This is a genomic window from Pseudoalteromonas sp. 11L1, from assembly GCF_055397545.1.
On the sequence record NZ_AP041141.1, the window covers coordinates 837,238 to 858,947 of the forward strand.

15 protein-coding genes are annotated in these 21,710 nt (G+C 39.9%); 10 read left to right on the forward strand and 5 right to left on the reverse strand.

The window, feature by feature from the left end; translation table 11 throughout:
- Positions 1-25: 25 nt before the first annotated feature.
- The gene (locus ACZ5WS_RS03855; protein ID WP_464710754.1) at positions 26-421 is read right to left on the reverse strand and encodes a YbaN family protein; all 396 of its coding nucleotides are present in this window, start codon (positions 419-421) and stop codon (positions 26-28) included.
- A 138-nt stretch (positions 422-559) separates the two neighbouring features.
- The gene (locus ACZ5WS_RS03860; protein WP_008112832.1) at positions 560-1,042 is read right to left on the reverse strand and encodes a MarR family winged helix-turn-helix transcriptional regulator; all 483 of its coding nucleotides are present in this window, start codon (positions 1,040-1,042) and stop codon (positions 560-562) included.
- A gap of 395 nt (positions 1,043-1,437) precedes the next feature.
- On the opposite strand from ACZ5WS_RS03860, the gene ACZ5WS_RS03865 reads away from it, so the two are divergent.
- The 4 genes from ACZ5WS_RS03865 (at position 1,438) to ACZ5WS_RS03880 (ending at position 7,358) form a co-directional block, all read left to right on the forward strand.
- The gene (locus ACZ5WS_RS03865; protein ID WP_464710756.1) at positions 1,438-2,292 is read left to right on the forward strand and encodes a D-hexose-6-phosphate mutarotase; all 855 of its coding nucleotides are present in this window, start codon (positions 1,438-1,440) and stop codon (positions 2,290-2,292) included.
- A gap of 14 nt (positions 2,293-2,306) precedes the next feature.
- Positions 2,307-2,852, forward strand: a complete 546-nt coding sequence (locus ACZ5WS_RS03870) for a PH domain-containing protein (protein WP_464711475.1) — start codon at positions 2,307-2,309, stop codon at positions 2,850-2,852.
- Positions 2,815-4,392, forward strand: coding sequence for a PH domain-containing protein (locus ACZ5WS_RS03875; protein WP_464710759.1), 1,578 nt, complete (start codon positions 2,815-2,817; stop codon positions 4,390-4,392). The genes ACZ5WS_RS03870 and ACZ5WS_RS03875 overlap by 38 nt, the downstream gene beginning before the upstream one ends.
- Positions 4,393-4,544: 152 nt before the next feature.
- Complete coding sequence (locus ACZ5WS_RS03880) at positions 4,545-7,358, forward strand: TolB family protein (RefSeq protein ID WP_464710762.1); 2,814 nt, start codon at positions 4,545-4,547, stop codon at positions 7,356-7,358.
- Positions 7,359-7,403: 45 nt separating this feature from the next.
- Here the strand turns inward: ACZ5WS_RS03880 and ACZ5WS_RS03885 are convergent, their stop codons facing one another.
- Together ACZ5WS_RS03885 and ACZ5WS_RS03890 are read right to left on the reverse strand one after the other, a co-directional pair.
- On the reverse strand, positions 7,404-8,549 hold the full coding sequence (locus ACZ5WS_RS03885) for a tetratricopeptide repeat protein (protein WP_464710766.1): 1,146 nt from the start codon (positions 8,547-8,549) through the stop codon (positions 7,404-7,406).
- A gap of 48 nt (positions 8,550-8,597) precedes the next feature.
- Positions 8,598-9,731 (reverse strand): PepSY-associated TM helix domain-containing protein, encoded by a 1,134-nt coding sequence (locus tag ACZ5WS_RS03890; RefSeq protein WP_464710768.1) that lies wholly within the window; start codon positions 9,729-9,731, stop codon positions 8,598-8,600.
- A gap of 271 nt (positions 9,732-10,002) precedes the next feature.
- On the opposite strand from ACZ5WS_RS03890, the gene ACZ5WS_RS03895 reads away from it, so the two are divergent.
- Positions 10,003-10,617, forward strand: a complete 615-nt coding sequence (locus ACZ5WS_RS03895) for a PQ-loop domain-containing transporter (protein ID WP_464710769.1) — start codon at positions 10,003-10,005, stop codon at positions 10,615-10,617.
- 65 nt (positions 10,618-10,682) lie between these two features.
- A complete protein-coding gene (locus ACZ5WS_RS03900) occupies positions 10,683-11,471 on the forward strand; it encodes a PhzF family phenazine biosynthesis protein (RefSeq protein ID WP_198522161.1) in 789 nt (262 codons plus the stop codon).
- Between the two features lie 51 nt (positions 11,472-11,522).
- Here ACZ5WS_RS03900 and ACZ5WS_RS03905 read toward each other — a convergent pair whose 3' ends face one another.
- Complete coding sequence (locus ACZ5WS_RS03905) at positions 11,523-14,033, reverse strand: zinc-dependent metalloprotease (protein ID WP_464710770.1); 2,511 nt, start codon at positions 14,031-14,033, stop codon at positions 11,523-11,525.
- 290 nt (positions 14,034-14,323) lie between these two features.
- On the opposite strand from ACZ5WS_RS03905, the gene ACZ5WS_RS03910 reads away from it, so the two are divergent.
- The 4 genes from ACZ5WS_RS03910 (at position 14,324) to ACZ5WS_RS03925 (ending at position 21,687) form a co-directional block, all read left to right on the forward strand.
- Positions 14,324-15,502: an efflux RND transporter periplasmic adaptor subunit gene (locus ACZ5WS_RS03910; RefSeq protein ID WP_464710772.1), complete on the forward strand. Its 1,179-nt coding sequence runs from the start codon at positions 14,324-14,326 to the stop codon at positions 15,500-15,502.
- Positions 15,503-15,515: 13 nt separating this feature from the next.
- Positions 15,516-18,647 carry an efflux RND transporter permease subunit gene (locus ACZ5WS_RS03915; protein WP_138608653.1) on the forward strand — a complete coding sequence of 1,044 codons (3,132 nt, stop codon included), beginning with the start codon at positions 15,516-15,518 and terminating at the stop codon, positions 18,645-18,647.
- Positions 18,648-18,887: 240 nt separating this feature from the next.
- The gene (locus tag ACZ5WS_RS03920) at positions 18,888-19,463 is read left to right on the forward strand and encodes a chitin-binding protein (RefSeq protein ID WP_464710776.1); all 576 of its coding nucleotides are present in this window, start codon (positions 18,888-18,890) and stop codon (positions 19,461-19,463) included.
- A gap of 151 nt (positions 19,464-19,614) precedes the next feature.
- Positions 19,615-21,687, forward strand: coding sequence for a S9 family peptidase (locus ACZ5WS_RS03925; RefSeq protein WP_464710778.1), 2,073 nt, complete (start codon positions 19,615-19,617; stop codon positions 21,685-21,687).
- The last annotated feature ends 23 nt before the right edge of the window (positions 21,688-21,710 follow it).

Sequence of the window (21,710 nt, forward strand, 5' to 3'; positions counted from 1 at the left end):
ACACTTTATTTTGCTTATACAGACCCTAGTTTTTAGGTGGAGTTGAGGGCTTAGAAATTAAGTAAGTTAAAACCAGCACTTCAACCACAGCAACTAGGGCAATAACCCAAGCTGGAGGGCTGCTGTATAATAAAAATATAAAGCCTATTAGCATACCTAGACCCGCAGCATATTTTGCCTTTACAGGAACTATTTGATGAGCGCGCCAATGTTGTAATGTTGTCCCAAAGCGAGGGTGGTTTAATAGCCAAGATTCAAGCGCGCTAGATGAGCGAGCAAAACAGGCTAAGGCTAAAATTAAAAACGGCGTGGTTGGCATAACGGGTAGGGCAACACCAATAATGCCGAGTAATACACACAGTAACCCCAGCAATTTAAAGCCGATATTTTTATAATAAACAAAAACGTTTTTTATGTTCACGCCAGCTCTATTTAATAAATTAAACGGTAAAAGGTAAGTTAATTACAGGATAAAATGAAGCTTAAATGGCTTAGTTACATGTTATCAACTAAGTCATTTAAGGCGATAAAAGGGGTTTTATTATTTTTATACTGCGTTTTATTCTTTAGGAGTTTGAAACAGTGCGCCGACTTCTAAAAGCGGTGAAGCGTCTAGCTTATCAGCATCCATCATTGCGGCAATACGTTGCATTGATGAAAGGAGTAAACTCTGTTCCCATTCAGCAAGTGCTGAAAATTTTTCGATAAAATGCTCTTGTAATGGCTGAGGTGCTTTTTCGAGTAGTTCCTTACCTTGTTCGGTAAGGTATAAGCTGACTCGGCGCTTATCCATTTGACTGCGTACACGTGTTACTAAGTTTTTGCTCTCTATTCGGTCAAGAATATTAGTAACCGTTGCTGGGCTTAAGTTGACGTTTTGCGCAATACGGCTGGCGGTAATACCATCTGTTTGAGACACTTCCTGCATGATAAGCAGTTGTGGCCCTGTTAAACCCGCTGTTTTATTAAGTTGCTTTGAATGTAAGTCAATCGCACGGATCACCTTGCGTAAAGAAACTAGTAACTCGTCATATTTTTGCATTTGTTTGTCTCATGGAAGGCGAATGATTTGCCGTAATCATGAAATGTTACACATCAAATAAATTGAATTCAAATGATATATGTTATTTATGCCAGCTATTATTAGTTTTTATTGACTTTTATTAATTTGAGCAGTAATTAAAATAGCATTTATTATCTTTATTTTATTAAATGCTTATAACATTCTATTTGTGAACCTTCCCTAGGTTGAAAGGCAGAGTTGTAAAGCTTTAGTCGTAATTTTACCGTTGATTTTGCATAAGAATATAGTAACTAACTCAATTTAAATAACTATTCTATGTAGCTTATGCTTTAAGCATGCATTATTGTTTGTGTACAAGTAACCTGAACTCAGGTTAAGTATTAAAAATTAGTCTCAGTGTTAAAGGAAATAAAATGCAATTATCACCCTCAGTATGTATTGAGCGTACACATAGCGGTTTAGAATTTATTAGTATTAATAGTCGCCAATGTGAGGCGAAAATATTTTTACAAGGTGGGCAAATAACTGAGTTTACACCCAAAGGTAAATTGCCATTATTGTGGGTGTCTGGGGATGAAACCTTTAGCGAAGGGAAAAGTATTCGCGGCGGCATTCCTATTTGCTGGCCTTGGTTTGGTCAACATGAAAATACAGACTTCCCAGCTCATGGCTTTGCTCGCACACTCGTATGGCAAGCTGATGAAGTGCATGAAACCGAGGACGAAGTTACGGTTAGCCTAAAATTACCCATGAGGCAGGTAGACTCTACCTTTTGGCCGCATCAATCTTCTTTACGGGTTGAGTTTATTTTATCTGAGCAATTAGAGGTGCGTTTAACCACCTGTAATTTAGGCAATGTACCATTTAGCTATACACAAGCGCTGCATACTTACTTTCCAACACAAGATATTAAGAATACCCGTGTGACAGGCCTGCAAGGGGCACAATATATAGAGTTTGGTCAAGGGCCTCATCAGCAACATGATGTGATCGACTTTTCCCGTGAAACCGATATGGTTTATACCCAAGCCGCAGCAGTTCAAACAATTGATACTCCTCAAGGGATGATCAGTGTTAGCAGAGAAAACTCGCGCTCGTGCGTGTTATGGAACCCATGGATTGAAAAATCAAAGCGGCTATCAAATTTTGCCGATGATGATTATAAAAGCATGTTATGCCTAGAGGCTGCGAATGTACTAGAAGATGCGGTTACGCTTGAGCCAAAACAAAGCCATACTTTAGTAACAACAATAAAGTGGCTTGGTTAAAGCCAATACGTCCAATGGAGCGAAGCGTGTTTACGAATCAACAAATAACCGACCTACCGCAACATCAAAGCATAGAGTTTGAACCGCTTGCCGATAAAGCATTATTGCATGCACAGTTGAATTGGTTGTTATTTTTTATCCCTTTTTGCTTAGTGCTAGCGGCTGTTTGTTATTTGAATACAGATTTTGCAGCCATGGCGCAAGGTTACTTATTGGTTGCTGTTCCGCTATTAATTTTACTTTGTATGTTATACAGCGTGTTCAGTATTAAATTACAAGGCAGTGCATTACGTACCCACGATATAGCGTTTAAAAAGGGTATTATTTGGCAACAGGTCACTATTTTACCGTTAGCGCGTGTGCAGCATATTGAAATACATCGTGGGCCAATAGAGCGAAAACTAGGTTTAGCCAGTTTACGGCTTTACAGCGCAGGGGGGATGAGTGCTGATTTGCAAATTAGCGGCCTGACCCACGAAAAGTGCAAAAATATTCGTCAATTTGTACAAAGCTATCGCCACGATGAAACTACAAGCGAGGCTACTGCCAGTGAGTGTTGATGCTACACAAATAACGTCATCTTCACTTAATTGGCAAAAAGTGTCGCCCTGGGCACTGGCTTATTTTGTGATGCATTTTAGTGTGCGGTTTATCAAAGATGGCTTATTTAATTTACTGCCCGTGTTGGTGGTTTTTGTTACCCAAGTAGAAAATAAACTATTTTGGGGGCAAGTTGGGCTCACGATTGCTCTGACTTCATTGCTCGTCTATTGTTTTTTGTATTACCGCAGTTTTCGTTTTTGTATTACTGACGAGCATGAAATTTTACTAAATAAAGGCGTATTTAAAAAAGAGCGACTCACCTTAAAGTTTTCTCGGGTGCAAAATGTAAACATAGCAGAACCCTTTTATTTTACTCCAGTAGGCTTAGTTAATTGCATTTTTGATGCTGCCGGCAGTGTTGCCCAAGAAGCGGTATTGCCTGGAGTAACCAGTGATTATGCCAAGCAAATGCGCAAACAGGTATTTGACTATAAAGCGCAGCAGCAACCATCAGCAGAGGAGGCTAATACAGCGCGCTCTCATACTGAAGATCAGAATGAAAATAGTTTATTTATTTCAAATAAAGAAATAGCTAAGTTTGGCTTAATGTCGAACATGGCAATCTTAGCGCTTGCAGCTATTGCCCCTTTTATGAATGTGGCCATCGATTTTTTAGAGCAGCAATTTATAACAAAAATAGAGGGTTTTTATCAACAAGAGCTCGGTGTGGTGGCTAATGCAGCGGTATTTGCGGTTATTACTTTAATTATTATGTTGGTATTTATTGCGGTGTTTTTATCGGTGACTATGTCGCTCATTCGCTTTTATAACTATCAGCTTTACTTTAAAAATAATAAATTTAAACGTATTGCAGGGCTGTTAGAGCGCCATCAACTGTCAATTAGTTTAGATAAAGTACAATCTATAGTTATTAAGCAAAACCTAGTTGCCAGGCTATTAAAGCGCTTTACTGTTGAGTGTTTGCAAGCCAGCAGCGGCGGTGCTGCAAGTATGGCGAAAAAGAATAAACAAACCTTAGTGTTACCAGTGCTCACGCAGGAGCAAGTTGATAATGTGTGTCAGTGGATTTCCCCGTGGTTTAACAGTAAAAAGCTGGCATTTAAAGCAGTAGAAAGGGCGTTGCTATATAAAAATATGCTGTTTTATGCCTTGCTACCGAGCGTTGCTTCTGGGTTTTTAGTTAGCTTTATGCAACTTAATATATTAATTTCATTAGCATTATTTTTGGTATTAGCCGCGTTAGTGTTTTTATCATATAAACGTTATGGGTATTACCTTCATCAACAAGATGGGCGTTTTTATATGGTGGTGCGCAAAGGTATGATTGGCGTGCATTACCGAGTATTTGAGCTGTACAAAGCACAAAGCGCTCGCAGTGTGAGCACCTTTTTTATGCGTCGCTCTGGCTTAAAAAGCCTGTATATACAACTTGCTGCAGGCGGTGCGTATGTCCCATATTTAAAACAGCAAGATGCTGACTTCATTATAGATTTTACACTGATGCAGGCTGAGTCAGATCCTCGTAGTTGGATGTAACTTCCCTTGTTGAAAATAACTAAAGTTCAGGTTAAATAATAAGGCAGGTGTAAATACACATTTGCACATGCTTTATTACACTTTTTTACTGCCCGTTTTTCCCTTTTAATAATACTCTAAGCATTATTAAAAGCACTATTTAAGGGATTATTGTGAAAAAGTCACTCATTGCATCAGCCTTATTACTGGCTGCACCAAGCTTCGCAGCCAATTGGCAAACCATTCATACTGAGCATTTTAATGTTCACTTTAGCAGTGAACATACTGATTTTGCTAAATCGACCGCGGTGGAGCTGGAGATTGTCCGTACAAAAGTGCTTGAGCAACAAAACCGTGCCCTTGATAAAATCGTCGATGTGGTGGTATTTGATCCTTTAAATGCAGCTAATGGCTTTGCCTTACCAACCTCTAATAATCCTGTTATGGCGCTTTTTACTACGCCACCACAATCGGACACAGTAATCTCAAACTCATCGGGCTGGCAGCAATTACTAGTGCTGCACGAGTACATTCACTTAGTTCATTTAGCGCAGCCGACTCGCAGCGAGTGGCAACAAAAAATTAGAGGGGTATGGGATCTTTACGATTTAACCTATGGTGACACACCGCGCTGGGTAGCTGAAGGATACGCCACCTTAATTGAGTCTAAAATGACAGGGCGAGGGCGGCTCTTTGATAACTATTCTGAGGCAATACTCAGGGAGTTTGCTCAGCAAGGAGCGCTTCCGACCTATGGGCAACTAAATAGTGATGAAGGCTTTATGGCGGGCTCCATGGCGTATTTAATGGGAAGTCGGTTTTTATACTGGCTAGAGCAAAATTACTCAGAGCAGTTGGTCGATAACGTATGGGTTCGTATGCGAGCGGTTAAGTCTCGAGATTTTGATGATGCATTTTCTGGTGTATTTGGGCAAAGCGCTGCCAAGCTATATCGTCGATTTATTGCTGAGTACACTTATAAAGCAATGCAACAAGAGCAAACCGAGTCACCACTTAATAGCAAGCTTTGGTTGAAGCTTGATTTATACGCTAGCAACCCCGTTCTTTCAGATGATGGCAGCAAAATTGCCATAGTGGAGCGTGATAAAAAAAGTAATACTAAGCTCATAATTTATAGCACTGAAGACAACACTAAAGCGCAACAGCAATTTACTAAAGCACAAAAGCAATTACTTGAAGATGATGCTAAGGATATTCCTGATACTGCGCCAAGTGTATTTAAGCGCGAACAAAAACAAATATTAAATCAAATAAATCGCGCAGGTATTGCCAATCCGCAGTGGGTAGGCAATAACACTCTTTATTTTAATGCCTACAGTAGTGAGGAGTCGGGGACTTATAACAAAGTGTCTGACATTTTTAGCTATAACATAGATACTGGCAACGTCGAACAACTCACTGAACTGGCTGGTATTCGTCGTTTTAGTGTTACCCGCAATGGTGAAACACTTTACGGTGAGCAAATAAGAGCTGGGTATTCTGAATTAGTAAAAGTCGATCTTAATACACAAGCAATCACGCCACTTTTTACCAAGAGCTTAAAAACGACGTACGATTACCCGACCCTAAGCCCCGATGAAACAAAATTAGCTTATTTATCAGCGTCATTAAACGAAAATTGGCAATTGTATATACAAGATTTGAGCGGTGATACTAGGCAGTCAGTCCCAATGCCTAATGGGTATCAGTATTTAAGTCAGCCGAGTTTTAGTCAAAATGGGGAATCTATCTATTTTGTTGCTGGCCTAAATAATAAGACTGATATTTATAATTATCATATAAAAAATAACACCCTCACACGCTTAACTAACGGGCAAGAAGCGCTCGCATACCCGATTGAGGCTGAAGATGGCTCACTACTTTATTTCTCTATTAATGCCGATGGCCCTGATGTAAAAACGCTAACAACAAAAAACCGCACAGCCGTGACGGATCTCGCTGTAACCAGTGAAGCTCCATTGTTGATGATAAATAAGCATACCTTGCCACCGGCAAAAATATATACCGATGAGATAGCAGAGCAAAGCGATTACGCAGTACTTGATCAGCAAGCGACGTTTGCCTTGGGATCACAGTATTATTCAGCGTCAACCAGTTTGCTAAGCGTAGGTATAAAAAGTAGCGACCTATTAAAGCAACTTGATTTACAAGCGGGTTATAACATTGATTTGCATGACGGTGCATTACATGGAGGGTTTGTACAAGCAAAATACAATGCGTTAAATACAAAGTTTAAGCTTGCGCTATTTGATTATAATTTGGATACATCACATCAATATCAACCTAGCTTAAACGTCGATATTGACGCCCGAGGTGGCTTTGCTGCAATAAGCCACCCATTGAAATTTGGTCAATTACAGTTAACCCCAGAACTTGCTTATAACTATACAGATTATAAAAATGGTCATAAAAATTGGACACGGTTGAGTATTAGTCAGCAATGGCAACATGACCGCCAAGCATTTGCCATAGGGCAGAGTATTTATGCCAGTATTTATGAGGGACGGAATCACAGTCGCCATTGGCAAGGTTATGACTTGGCAACAAAAGTATTTGGCAAAGCATTTAATATTCCCATGTTTGTGAGCTTTGAACAAAAACAGCGAGACGATAGTGATTTAGCTTTAGGTGGGTTTAGCTCTAACCTGATTAATCAGCAACAAAGTAGCGAGTTTGTGCTTGCTGCTGAACTGCCATATTACAGTGCAACTGCAGAGCGTTACCAAGGTTATGGTGGTGGCATCAGCTTTAAAGAAGGCATGCCTTGGCTTTATTACAAGCAACATCAATTAGACAACAGCGTTTATGCACAAAGTTATGGCTTAAAATATCAAGGTGATTTTAGCTTCGGAATGGGGCCTGCGGGCGTAAACGATTTAACCTTTAATGCTGGACTGTCGCGTGTTGAAGGCGACAGCTTTGAAGATGAAATGCGCGCGTGGTTAAGCTTTTACTACTCTCTTTAATATTATGGGTAATACACTTTTAAATATGTATTACCCAAAAGCAACCTACTTTGGGTTAGTAAGCGATGCTAACTTTGCTTGGTATATATTGAGCTTTTCATTGTCTCGCTCATATTTAATGGCTTGTTCAAGCAAGGCTTGTGTTTGTTTAGACTTACCTTGTTGATAACGAATTTTTGCAAGCTCTAAGTAAAGCTCTGATATATATGGGGCTTTTGCAATTGCTGACTCAAGGTGGTTTTTAGCTTGAGTTACCTTTCCTTCTTGCAGATTGTTTTTAGCAATAACCAATAGCTCGTAAGGGTCTTTTTCTTCATTAATTAATTGGCTTGTTAATTGTTTTTCTAGCTCTGTATCACCAAGATCTTTTGCGAGTAGCCGATAGTTATTGATTAAGTTTATACTTATATCGCTTCTATTTAGTGCGGTTTGGTAAATCAGTTGAGCGCTTTTTAAATCGCCTGCACGGCGATGTAATATACCCGTAATATTGAACAGTTCAGGATCGTTAGGAGTAAAAGAATTAGCTTTCAAAATAAGAGAGTAGGCTGTATTGAGTTTATTTTTAGCTAATGCCTCCGCCGCTAAATTGCTGTAAAACTTATTGAGTAAATCATTATAGGTGGCGCTGCCAGCATAAAAGCTGCCGCGGGTTGGGAAGTAATCTATTAAAGTGCCTGGGCGAATAAATACAATAAAGTTATCATCAGTTTCTTCTTCCGGTGCGTAAACTTTGGTTCTAAAATGGTTGGCTATGTAAACTAAACTTCCCTCTTTGGCATACACAGGTTCGCTGGTCATTTCTTGAAAACTGGTGTCAAGATCTAAAAGCGTGGCGTAGCTTTGTGTCAATATAGCTAAGCTAATACAGTTGCCTTGTGAGCGTTCAATAGTTTGTTTGGATGTTAGTGTATCACCGTGATACTTAAAGTTGGTAAGCTGGTTTTCTAGGTAGTTAAAAACAATTTCATCAGCACGTATCTCATTTAAGCGCTTCTGTGCATAAGCTAAAAACTTTTCTTTTTCAGGTTCTGGAAGCTCAAAAACACTGTGTTCATTAGGGGTTTCAACACGCTTGAAAAGAGAGTGGTTAATTACTTGTGTAAGCTGTACCTTTTTAATTTGCACTGCTGGTTGAGTGCTACTGCATGCAGCTAAAAAAAAGCTAAGTGTAAAAACTAGATATTTCATAAATCACCTCACTGTGACTTTTAAGATTACAATGAGGTGACTTTATAATCAAGCACTTACAGTGCGATGCTTACTTAAGCGATTTTTGTGTGATTGCTTTTTACGTTTACGGCGTGTAAGCCATAAATAAAAGCCTGTACCAGCCAGCCATACAGGGCTAAGACCAACAATACACCAAAGTATTTTACTGATAAGCCCTGCAAAATAGCCAAAGTGTAGTTTTCTAAAGCTATCAATTACTTGCCAACCAACTCCGGTTTCACGAATATCCCAGTTAGCCATGTGTTCACCTGTTTGCTTATTGTAGGTTATGGTATTGGCGTATTCACTGGTAAGTGGATTACTGGTATTTACTTCGCCATAAAGAGTAATATTTTCATCAGGCTCTCGCGGGAAAACTAAAAAAGTAGTGTTAAAAGTGGGTATTTGCAGCTTACTATCATTAAGAATGCGCTCAAAAGAAATGTCGTCACTATATAATTTATTTGTAATAGTGTAGTGCTCTTCTTCTGCGTGTTCTATTACTTCGTGATACCACACAGCGCCATTAAAATAGCCACCGGTAATCGCTAAAACGATAAGGATAGGTGAACCTAATACTCCAGTCATTTTATGAATGTCGCTTAGTACTATCTGCAAAGTTGCTCGCCAGCGTACGCTAAATAGTCGCTGCCAAAATTTGCGGTAAATAATTAAGCCAGTAATACCTAAAGTTAATAAAAATAGAGCAAAAAAGAAGCCTAATACGGTACCTGTTTGCCCTGGTAAGCTTTTTAAGTCGTTAAGTAAAAAAGTATAATGAAGCTCTAAAAACCAGTCAGTAAAATAATGAGTGGTGCTTACTGGTTCTGATAAAATCTCTCCCGTGTATTGATCTAAGTGCAACTTATACCAATTGTCAGTTCCACGCTTAACCAAATAAAGCCGGTCAGCGGTGCTGTTATTAAAAAGCTCCCAGCTTCCTACTACATATTCAGGAAAGGCTGCTTCGGCTTTATTTATTAATGAGTCCATAGGCAAACGTGCAGCTTGTTGCTGTACCACAAAGTGTTTATCTGGCATCAGTAGGCCATCAATTTCACTTTTAAACACTAAAACACTGCCAGTAATGCTAATAACAATTAACGGAATAATGGCAATTAGCGCCAACCAACTATGAACTTTAAACAGTGTTTTTCTCATTACTTAGGCTTGCATGTTAATCTGTAGATATGCGCATGATAACAGTTATCATTTGTGTTGCAATTATAAAAGGGTGAGACTGTGAAGTTTTAGTAACGGTTTTTGTATACTCAGGTTGCCACAGGAGGAAATTAAAGTTGGTGTGAAGCTTGTATAAAAGCTAGCCAGTCCTACAATGCGCGCACATAAATAAAGCCTTTAAAAACAAATGTTTAAAAAATGTTTTATTTCTTCCTTTTCATTAACAACAATGTAACGAGCGAGGTTTGCTTTGGCGTATTATTTGCCTATTTTGTCAGTATTTATTTTGGTTTTTAGTTTTTTACCGTTACTCAATAAAATTATAAAAAACCGCAGTGTATCAGGTGTATCACTGTTAATGATGACATTTGGTTTAGCGCAAAGTGTGTACTTTATAAGCTACAATCTTTACTTTGCTCGCTTTTATATTGCCTTGCCGTTTTTTGCGACAGGCTTTTTAAGCGGACTAATTTTATACTTTTTTGCACGTTATAATGCCGCTAAACGTCAGAAGCTGCAGTTACTTGGCATGCTTAGCTTTTCGTTATTACCTTTTTTGTTGCTGTTAAACCCTAACCTAGATACTGCCACTGTGCTAAATGGCTTAACCTATGTGGGCTTAATCATGAGTTCAGTACGAGTTATGCCACAAACCTACAAAACACTTCGCACAGGGAATATTAGTAACCTTAGTGCTCGCTATTTTAGTTTACAATTTATAGCTGGTATCTGTGGTTTGTTTGCAGAGCTTGCTATGCCTGTGCAAAGTACTTCGCATATACTAATGTTTGTTATGATATTACTGACTAATGCGGTGCAGTTTGCGTGTATGCAGTATTATCGCGTACGTCCTGTGTTGGCATAAAATTATAGTGACCGTTAATTTCATTTGTGGCACTTTGAGTGACCAATAAATAAAAAGTGCCCACTATGAAATTAACTATCCATCAAATCGATGCGTTCAGCAGTGAACTGTTTAAAGGTAACTATGCCGCTGTGATCCCACTAGAATCGTGGCTTAGTGATGATCTTATGCTGAATATCGCTTCTGAAAATAACGTATCTGAAACTGCTTTTACTTGTCAGTCGGCAGATGGAAGCTTTGCGATACGTTGGTTTTCGCCATTAATGGAGATTGATTTTTGCGGCCATGCTACTTTAGCAGCGGCCTATGTGCTTTGTGAGCAACATAGTATATCGCAGGTGCGCTTTAGCGCAGAGGCGGTGGGCAAACTGATTGTTAATAAAAATAACGATGGCAGCTTTGCTATGACCTTTCCTAAACAAGCCCCTGAAGAGGTTCGGCTTATCCCTGATGCTTTATTAGCCGGCCTGTCTATACAACCTATTAAAGTGCTGAAAAACCGCCAAGCTTATTTTGCTATTTATGATAATGAGCAGCAGGTTGTAGATCTGAAAACAACCAATGAACAACTAAAAAAATTAGCCCCATTAGATGTGGTTGCAACAGCACCGAGTGTTGAGTATGACTTTATTTCTCGTTATTTTTGGCCTGCCAGTGGTGGTGATGAAGACTTTGTGACCGGTTCAATTCATACCGGGCTTGCCCCTTATTGGGCAGAACAATTTGGCAAACACTCTTTAAATGCTTATCAGGCTTCACAACGGGGTGGGAAGTTACATTGTGAAGTGGGCAGTACAACAGTGACATTAACGGGTCATGCGGTAAGATACCTAAAAGGTACTATTTACCTTTGAATTAGTGTAAAAAAGCCACGTAAAACGTGGCCTTGGTTTACTCAGTGTTATTTACGCTTCTAGCGCTTTGCTAATTAAGCGGTCGATATACTTTTTATGTGCTTTGGTTGCGGTATCAGCGCCCCATGCAACATCTTGATTGGCTATTTGAGTTAGCTGATATAGCGCGGCTGTTTTCGCTAAGTTATCGTATTTACTTGCTTTTTCTAAGCCTGCAATTGCAATAAGCTGATTTACGTATTCAATCTGTAAGTTATGACTGATTGAATTAGCGTTTTTGCTATCAACAAAGATACTTGCAGTTAAATCCTCCATAAATTGCGTAAGGCTGTATTCATTTCCATATAAAGCAGTGTCTGAAATACGTAGTAACACAGCAGGATGCAGTAGTTGCGCTAACACACCTTTTTGCATGCCTAAAATCATTTTATGCGGTTTAGGGTCTTCGTTTTTACCATAATGATTAAACCCACGACGCTGCTGCTGCATAAAGTTATACAAAGGCTGCATGCTTTGCAGTACATTTGGAGCAAACACATACTCAGCTAAAATAGCCATTGCTTGGGTTTGGCGCTCAAGTGGCACCGGTGTAAAAGGCTTAGCTGCATTTTCATCACCTACGACAGCACGCTCTACATAAACCCCACCAATTTGACGAGATACCACGCCTGCTTGTGCACGGTATTGGCCAAATAGGCTGTTAGCAGAAGTAACAAGCTGTTGGTAAGACTCGCCTTTTACTGTAGCTTTGTCTTTAAGTTCTGAAAATAGTGTATTGATCAGGGCCATTCTATCTGCACCATAAGCTGCAGGGTTAGACGATAAATCGCCAATCATCACGCGAGGGTCTATGTGGCGACCTGGTGCACGCATATCGTCGGCATCGTTACCAAAGGCCAGTGCATGTTCGCTTGAGCGAGCGAGTATTTTATCAAGACGAGCTTGTTCTGCTGCTTCATCTTTAAGTGCTGCGCTGTAGCCGTAGTTTATTGCCCAATCATCGTATGGACCGGGTTTAGTTTGGAAGATATCGCCTTGAGTTACACCCGTTGGCGCTATATTTGCTGGCGCATAGTCCATTACTGAGCCGGTCACTATACCTTGAGTTTTACTTTTGTCGTGAACTTCTTTCTCATCCCACAAAATAGAAGATTTCATGTTGTGATTAAGACCTAGAGTATGCCCTACTTCATGTAAAACCAACTGAGTTAAACCTTGGCGTAACATTTCAGTATCTTCAATATCAGCGCCATTTGCTAAGCCTTTTGCAAGTATTAGGTTTTGTTGTAATTCATGACCTAAAGAACAATTAAGCTCAGTGTTGCTTCCTGGTTGTGTATGGCTCATAGTGCCTTGAGTATAAAGCGTATCGTATATCCAGCGGTTTTTCATAAATACAAACTCAAGCATAATGTCTGAGCCTAAAATTTCACCGGTTAGCGGGTTAGCTAATGCTGGTCCATATCCACCAAAAGGTGGCTTAGGCGATGAAGTCCAACGCAGTACATTATAGTTAATATCGCCGGCATCCCAATCGGCATCATCAGGTTGTACTTTTACTTCTATTGCATTTTTAAAGCCTGCCTTTTCAAATGAGCTATTCCAAGCAAGTACGGCGTCACGAACTGTATCTCGCCACTCAACAGGCGTAGTATTTTCTATCCACCAGGTAATCGGCTTTACTGGCTCTGAAAGTGCTGCGTTTGGATCTTTCTTTTGTAGGTCCCAGCGCTTTATTACATCTTGGTATGGTGCCCAGTCAGTTGATGTCATTTTATCAAACTGATTGGTGAAATAACCAATGCGCGCATCATCAAGGCGAGGTTGATAACTATTTTCAGGTAAAGCCACAAATGAATGCTGTACTTTTACTGACACGCTTCGTGGATCGCTTATCGCACCTGAGCCTCGAACGGTTGGGCTACTATTAGTAAAAACATAATCAACCACCAGATCTAGGTTGTTAGGGTATGGGCGCTGTTTGATGATACGTGATTTTTTATCATCTAATTTACCTACTTTAAAACGCTTTTTAGCATTTTTATCGTTCGGATTAGGTGTTGGCGATACTTTATGCAGGGCTTCACTTAAAAATAGCTTGTTAACATTAAAGGCTATTTTACCCTCTTCTTGCTTTTCTATTTTTATACTTGCAAGTACTGCTTCGCTAATGTTTGCCTCGCTGGCTTTAGCTAGCGCACTATTTTCGTTAAATAAGTAGCGCGGGGTTTTGCTAATAATATCGATACGATCAAAGTATTTTCTAAATTCGATTAACTTTGTTTCACGGTACGCGCCACGAAAGTGGCCCGCATCAGTCGCGCCGTCAATGGTGTGTGCAAAATAAACAAAAGGAGTATCGAGTTGTGACTCGTTAATTACCATTAGGTGGTCGCCGGTTTTTTTATCTTGGTAAAGATTAAAAATGCCAACAAATTCGGTTTGGCCTTCAATCATTTCACTTAATGTTTGTGGCTCTTTTTCTTCTTTTTTTTCGGCAGCAACAGTATAGCTACTGCCAAGCGCTATACTAAGCGCCAAGGTAAGTGCGGTTAATTTCATAGTTTGTCTTTTGTAGTTGTTAATATGATTTTACTGTACGGTGTGTCATGCGGTTTCGCACAGCATCTTTGCTAAATACTAACTCAAAGCATTTAGCTTTATGATTTATAATGGTAAAAATTTGTAACAATACATTTATAGAGCGAATCCACGAGGCTTTCTAAGGGTTTATACTTTATCGAGCAAGACCTTGCCTATACTTTTTTGTAACAGTTGCTTACAAATGTCACGTTAATGTTTCATTAAGCTTTGGTATCATGGTGCTAATAGTAATTTGGGAGTAAAAAAAGATGCAAGGTAATGTACTTAGGTGGATTTTTCCGTTCGTAGCATTGGCATTAGGTGTGGCCGGTTTTGCTGCAATTAATGCGATTGCAAAAGAGTCAGATAAAAAAGAAGTCATAGACACCCGTCCAACGGTGCAGGTTGAAGCCGTTTCCGCAAATAATCATCAAGTTATTATTAATAGTTATGGTGAAGTGCAGCCGCTTGAAAATACCCAGCTTTCAGCTCAAGTATCCGGTGAGGTAGTTAGCTGGCATCCGAGCTTTGTAGCAGGTGGAATTGTGGGCCGCGGTGAAACCCTATTTACAATTGAAAAAGATAACTACGAAGCCGCAGTTTTGCAAGCCGAGGCTGAACTTGCCCGCGCGCAAGCGATGTTAATTGAAGAGCAAGCGCAAGCTAAAGTTGCAGAAGATGAAGCAAAACGTTTCCCAAATAAAGCGCGTACAGATTTATTTTTACGTAAACCACAAGTGTTGAGTGCGCAGGCCGCTGTTAAATCGGCGCAAGCTGCATTAAAAAGGGCACAACGCGATTTAGATAATTGCGAAGTGAGCGCACCATATGATGCACTAGTGGTGAGTCGTAATGTAGGTGTTGGTCAGTTTGTCACTATGGGCGCTCAAGTTGCCGAGCTGAATAATATTGAAACGGCCGAGGTGATTATTCCTATTGCAGGCTTTGATAGTGTGTTTTTACCTGAACGCGTTAAAGGGGTAAAGGCAACTGTTATTAAAACAGGATTAAATGGGTTTACTCGCCAAGCAGCGATAGATCGCGACTTAGGGATTGTAGATAACGCGACCCGTATGAGTAGTCTAGTGATTCGAATTGAAGACCCTTATGGGCTTACTAACCAGCAACCTGCAATTAAATTTGGCACCTATGTACAAGTAAACTTTGCCGGTACTATGCTCAATAATATTTATCGTTTACCGCAAGAGTTAGTAAATAACCAAACTGTATGGATAGTTAATGATGAGCAGCAATTAGAGCCACGCAAGGTGAAAGTAATTCGTGAAGAAGGTGAATACTTCTATATCAGTGATGGCTTAGAAGCCAACGACAAGCTTGTTACTACCTTACCAGAATATCCACAAAAAGGGATGGCAGTAAAGGTAGCTAGTTTGACAGAGACTAAAAGTACGGATGCATCAGACAATGCATCTATTGAAAAGCTTTAAGGTAGGGTGAGTTATGAATAACACAGAGCAACCCAATACCAGTAAACAAACAGGGTTAATTGCTTATTTTGCTAACAACTCTGTTGCTGCCAATTTGATGATGTTTTTTATCATTGTCATGGGGCTTATAAGCTATTTTACTATTCAGCGACAAATGTTTCCGAATATAGAAGTTAACTATATTACGGTGAATGCAAACTACCCTGGGGCGTCGCCACAGGAAATTGAAGAAAGCATCTTAATAAAAGTTGAAGAGTCGTTAAAAGATATTACCGAAATTAAAAAAGGGGTGTATCGCGCATTTCGTAATGGCGGTTCTGCCACCCTTGAAATTAACACCGACGCAGAACTTACCGACGTTCTCGATAAAGTAAAACTGCGAGTTGATGGTATTGCGACTTTTCCTGCGGGAATGGAACCAGTCACCATTAGCCAAATAGAGTTTCGCCAAGATGTAATTGGTATGACATTAGTTGCCGACTTACCGTTAAATGAGCTTAAGCCAATAGCGAACCAGGTTGAAGACGAACTACTGCAGTTATCGAATGTATCTTTAGTGGTAAACGATGTGCCATTGGATGAAATTGCCATAGAAATAGAGCCAGACACACTTCGCCAATATAATTTAACTTTATCGGATGTAGCAAATGCGGTACGTCGCTATTCGGCTAATTTTTCAGCCGGACAACTAAAAACTGATGCTGGCGTTATTTCGGTTCGAGTAGAAAATCAGTTTTATTCTGGTGAAGAGTTTAGGCAAATTCCGGTAAAAATTGGCGCGAACGGTGCCAAAGTGTTGCTACAAGATATCGCTATTATCAAAGATCAGTTTGTTGAAGGTGAACGTTACTTTAAATTTAATGGCGAAAATGCGGTTTATTTATCGGTAAAAGCCACAGAAGATCAAAATATTATTCCGGTGGCTGATTCGGTTAAAGCGTATATTGATCAAAAAAATAAAGAACTGCCATTGGGTGTACGTATAGAGCCATTAATGGACTTTACTTATTACCTAAATGCGCGCTTAGACATGATGAAAGCTAATTTACTGCAAGGTGCAATTTTAGTTGCCCTTATGCTTTCGTTATTTTTACGTTTTAAGCTTGCACTGTGGGTAATGATTGGTTTACCAGTGTGCTTTTTAGGTGCGATGATGCTGATGCCATTATTTGGTATCACGATTAATATTGTGTCTTTATTTGCCTTTATTATGGTGCTGGGGATTGTGGTGGACGATGCCATTGTCATAGGTGAAAGTGCTTACACAGAAATAGAAAAAAAAGGCGGCGGTGTTGTTAATGTAGTTAATGGCGCTAAACGAGTGGCAACCCCTGCCACCTTTGGTGTACTAACAACCATTGCGGTATTTGCACCATTTACGCTTTCAAGCGGGCCTGAAAGTTCCTTTTTTATAGGTATTTCAGTGGTGGTAATATTATGCCTAATATTTAGCTTGATTGAATCTAAGCTGATATTACCGGCACACATTGCGCATACTCACTTTTCTCCTATTAACCCTGACGGTTGGCGAGCGCGCTTTAATAAACGCTTTTTTGGTTTTGTAAATGGGCCGTATAGGCAGTTTATTGTTACTTGTATAAAGTGGCGTTGGACGGTGCTATTTAGTTTTGTTGCGCTATTAATTTTCACCTTTGCGTTAATATCGTCTAATCAGGTGAGAATGATCCCATCACCTAAAGTGCCGCATGACTTCCCGCAAATTAATCTTGAGATGAACGATAACGTATCAGACATCCAAACTATTAATGCTATTCGCCAAATCGAAGCAATGGTGCTTGAAATAGATAAGCAAACAGCGCGCGAAGAAGGGCAAAAAATGATTCGCGATGTATTGGTATTTAATCAAGGTCGTACAGAGGCGCAACTACTAGCGCCATTGGTTGATGAAGATTTACGCCCTTATAATGCTTTTGAGCTTTCGCGCCGCTGGCGTGAAGCTATGCCAAATATTGCAGGTGTTAAATCGTTAACTATTCAAGATGATGTTGGCGGTGGAGGCGGCGGTAGTGGCGGTGAGTTCGGCTATTTACTGTATGGCTCTGACATTGATACATTGAATGAAGCCGGGCGTCGCTTTATTGGATTATTGCAGCAACAAGAAGGCTTATTCGACATAAGCTCTACCATTGACCCTGCTAGCAAAGAAGTACAAATGAGCTTAAAACCAGTCGCTTTTGACTTAGGGTTAGATTTGGCCTCAATTGCAAATCAAGTAGGTGCGAGTTTTTATGGTGGCGAGGCGCAACGTGTTATTCGCCGCGGTGAAGAAGTGCGGGTGATGGTACGTTACCCTAAACTTACCCGTGAAGCGTTTTCATCGCTTAAGCATGCGGTTATCACTACGCCACAAGGTAGGGAAGTGCTGCTAGGAGATGTGGTTGAGTTAACTGAAACCCCAGGTATTAGTTATATTCGTCGTGAAGGCGGCTATCGTACTGTTTATGTATATGGCAATATTGATGAGGAAGTGATTGAACCTGGAGAAGTGGTTAAGCAAGTAAAAGAAAACCTACTGCCACAATTACTAGATGAATACCCAAGCGTTAAGTCAGAACTCGGTGGCGCAATTGAAGAACAACAAGCTCAAGCTAATGAGCAGTTACTATTTTTTGCTGGCGGTATGATTTTAGTTTACATATTACTTGCCGTGCCGCTAAAAAGTTACTCTCAGCCATTAATTGTAATGTCGGTTATTCCATTTAGTTTAACGGGCGCAATATGGGGGCATTTTTGGTTTGGCTTAGACATTAGCTTAATGTCGGGCTTTGGTTTAATTGCCGCGGCTGGGGTAGTTATTAATGACTCATTAGTAATGACTGATTTCATTAATCAGGCGCGTCGTGCTGGTATCAGTATAAAAGATTCGGTTATTGAAGCAGGCTGTGCACGCTTTAGACCCATACTACTTACCTCAATTACTACCTTTGCTGGCGTATTACCGATTATGTTTGAAACTAGTTTACAAGCTAAATTTGTAATACCGATGGCGGTAGCACTTGGTTTTGCTGTTATGTTTGCAACACTAATCACCCTTATTTTGGTGCCGTGTTTGTATATTATTTTAACTGATATTGGGGCGCTAATTAAACGCCCGTTTGCAAGTAAAAAGGTGAGTGTGAGTTAATACCACACATATCATGCAGTTGAATAAAAAAGCCAACCGTTAAATCGGTTGGCTTTTTTTATTCTTGCAAATTTAAACTTAAGTACTGCTTTTAAACTTTGATTACATTCTTTTGTTTGATTGTTGCAACATTGCGAATTAAAATCATTCGATATTGGTTAACGCATATTAGCCTACGAGCTAGTTTGCCTGTTGTAAGCCATATGATATGGGCGACGTTTGATTCTTTAAGGTGTTGCAGTGTTTATACATTCATCATTAGCGTGTGGAGAATGGTTAACTATTGGTTGTCTTGGACTGGATCAGCATAACCAGCTATTTGTTGGTGATACGGTTAGTGTGAGCTTTTACGATGAGCATGGCGAATTATCTCAGCTAGCTTTTGATTATGAAATACTCTCTCCAGAGCAGGGTGAACCCCATGCCTGGAGTTTACTGGTAGTTGAGCATATTAATATGCACATTCCGCTGGTGTGCGCTGGCAGAATGACAGAGCAAGGATTGGTTGTTGCGTATCGACATAACAAAATATTTGCACTTGAAAGTAGTGGTATTTGTAGCGCGGTGGTCCATTTTAATCGCGCTGAAAAAAATAAAAAATTAGTTGTTGTAAATAGCCTCGGATACGACGCAATTTATCCTCAAAATGGTGATATGTATAGTGCGGGCACCAAAGTACTACAGCCAAAAACTGGGCATATATACCAGTGTAAGGCATGGCCATTTAGCGAGTTTTGCCGTGTAGATAAGCATAAAACTATGTTTGAGCCTGGAGTTGGCGAAAGCTGGACTATGGCTTGGCAGCAAATACAGTAAATCAACTTCCCTTAGGTATAACGACAACAATAAAATGCACGTAGTTTTTAGTTATCGAATTTATACCGCTTTAGCCCACTCAACTATGAGTGGGCTTTTTTATTTTTATGATAAACTGGCCGCCATTGTTATTTTTTAAGCGGTTTTTTTTGTGTCTTCTTTTGATTATTCTTTAAGCTTATTGCCTAATTTTCCTATTGCTAAAAAGCAACCTCATGCGCTGACAACTCACGCGAAAACACGTAGTGATGATTATTATTGGATGCGCGATGATGAACGACAAAATGCCGAAATACTCGCGCATTTAGCAAAAGAAAACGTCTATTGTGATAAGCAACTAGCAGCCATTAAGCCTCTACAAAATGCATTATTTGAGGAGCTTAAAGGTCGCATTGTAAAAGACGACAACACTGTACCGGTAAAAGATGGCCAGTATTGGTATCACTCAGAGGTTCGCGGAGATGATGAATATGCACGCCATTATCGCAGCAGCAGTATGGTAATGGCTGATAAAGAGTTACTACTTGATGTTAATGAACTTGCCAACGGCTATGAGTTTTATGAGCTAGGGGAAGTGGCGCTGAGCCCCAATGAGCAATTAATGGCATACTCTGAGGACATTGACGGCAGACGTATTTACACGGTTCGTTTTAAAGATTTAAACAATAATAAAATGCTCGACGATGTACTTGAAAATACCGAGGGGCAGGTTGTTTGGGCGAACGACAATAAAACCGTATTTTATGTAAAAAAGGATTTAAAAACCTTATTGGGTTATCAAGTTTTTAGACATGAGCTAGGGAGTGAGCAACACCAAGATGTGTTGGTATACGAAGAGCAAGACAGCAGCTTTTTTATGGGCTTAGGTAAAAGTCGTGATGAAAGCTTAATTATTATTGATTTAGCAAGCACAGAAACTAACGACATGTGGATACTTGACGCCAATCAGCCTAAAGGTGAGTTTACTGCTTTAATATCGCGTGAAGAGGGCCATGAATTTGATATTGATAAGCTTGGTGATACTTTTTATATAGTGACTAACTGGCAAGCTAAAAACTTTAGATTAATGACCGCGACAAGCAGCACCATTGCTGATAAAAGCCAGTGGCAAACACATACCCCTCATCGTGAAAATGTATTATTAGAAGGCGTTGAATTATTTAACGACTTTTTAGTGCTTAGCGAGCGCGAACAAGGCCAGGCACGTTTTGTTGTGGTTAATAAAAACGGCGAGCGAATGAGCCTTGAGTTTGATGATCCTTGCTATTACGCTGCTATTGCCATGAACCCAGAGCCAAGTGTAACCCATGCACGCATTTACTATTCGAGCTTAACGACTCCCGGCTCGCTTTATAATGTTGATTTAACCACCGGTGAAAAAACCTTACTTAAACAACAAAAAGTACTCGGTGATTTTAACGCAGGAGACTACCAGTCAGAGCGATTAATGGTCAGTGCTCGTGATGGGGTAAAAGTACCGGTGTCGTTGGTTTATCGTAAAGATAGTTTTAAACAAGATGGTTCAAATCCGTTATTTCAATATGGTTATGGCGCGTATGGGATCACCATAGATCCTAGTTTTTCGAGTACATCACTGAGTTTACTTGACCGTGGTTTTGTCTACGCAATTGCGCATGTGCGTGGTAGCGAAATGCTAGGACGTTCATGGTACGAACACGGTAAAAAACAGCATAAACAAAATAGCTTTAATGACTTTATAGATATAACCAAAGCACTTACCGAACAAGGTTATGCAGATAAAAGTAAAGTATTTGCCTCGGGAGGCAGCGCGGGCGGTTTATTAATGGGAGCCGTAGCAAATCAAGCACCCGAACTTTACTGCGGTATGGGTTGCCATGTGCCATTTTTAGATGTGCTCACCACCATGTTAGATGAAAGCATACCACTTACAACCAATGAATATGATGAATGGGGTAATCCAAATGACCCTCATTTTTACGACATTATTGAAGCCTATTCACCGTACGATAATATTAGCGCGCAACACTACCCTAATATACTGGTGACAACCGGCTTGCATGACTCACAAGTACAATATTGGGAGCCAATGAAGTGGGTGGCTAAAATGCGTGAATATAAAATGGATGATAATATTTTAGTGTTTAAAACTGACATGGATGCAGGGCATGGTGGCGCATCGGGTCGCTTTAAAAGCTTAGAAGAAAAAGCATTAGAAATGGCTTTTTTTATCGCATTGTCATAGTAATAGTACAGTGACAAAAAAGC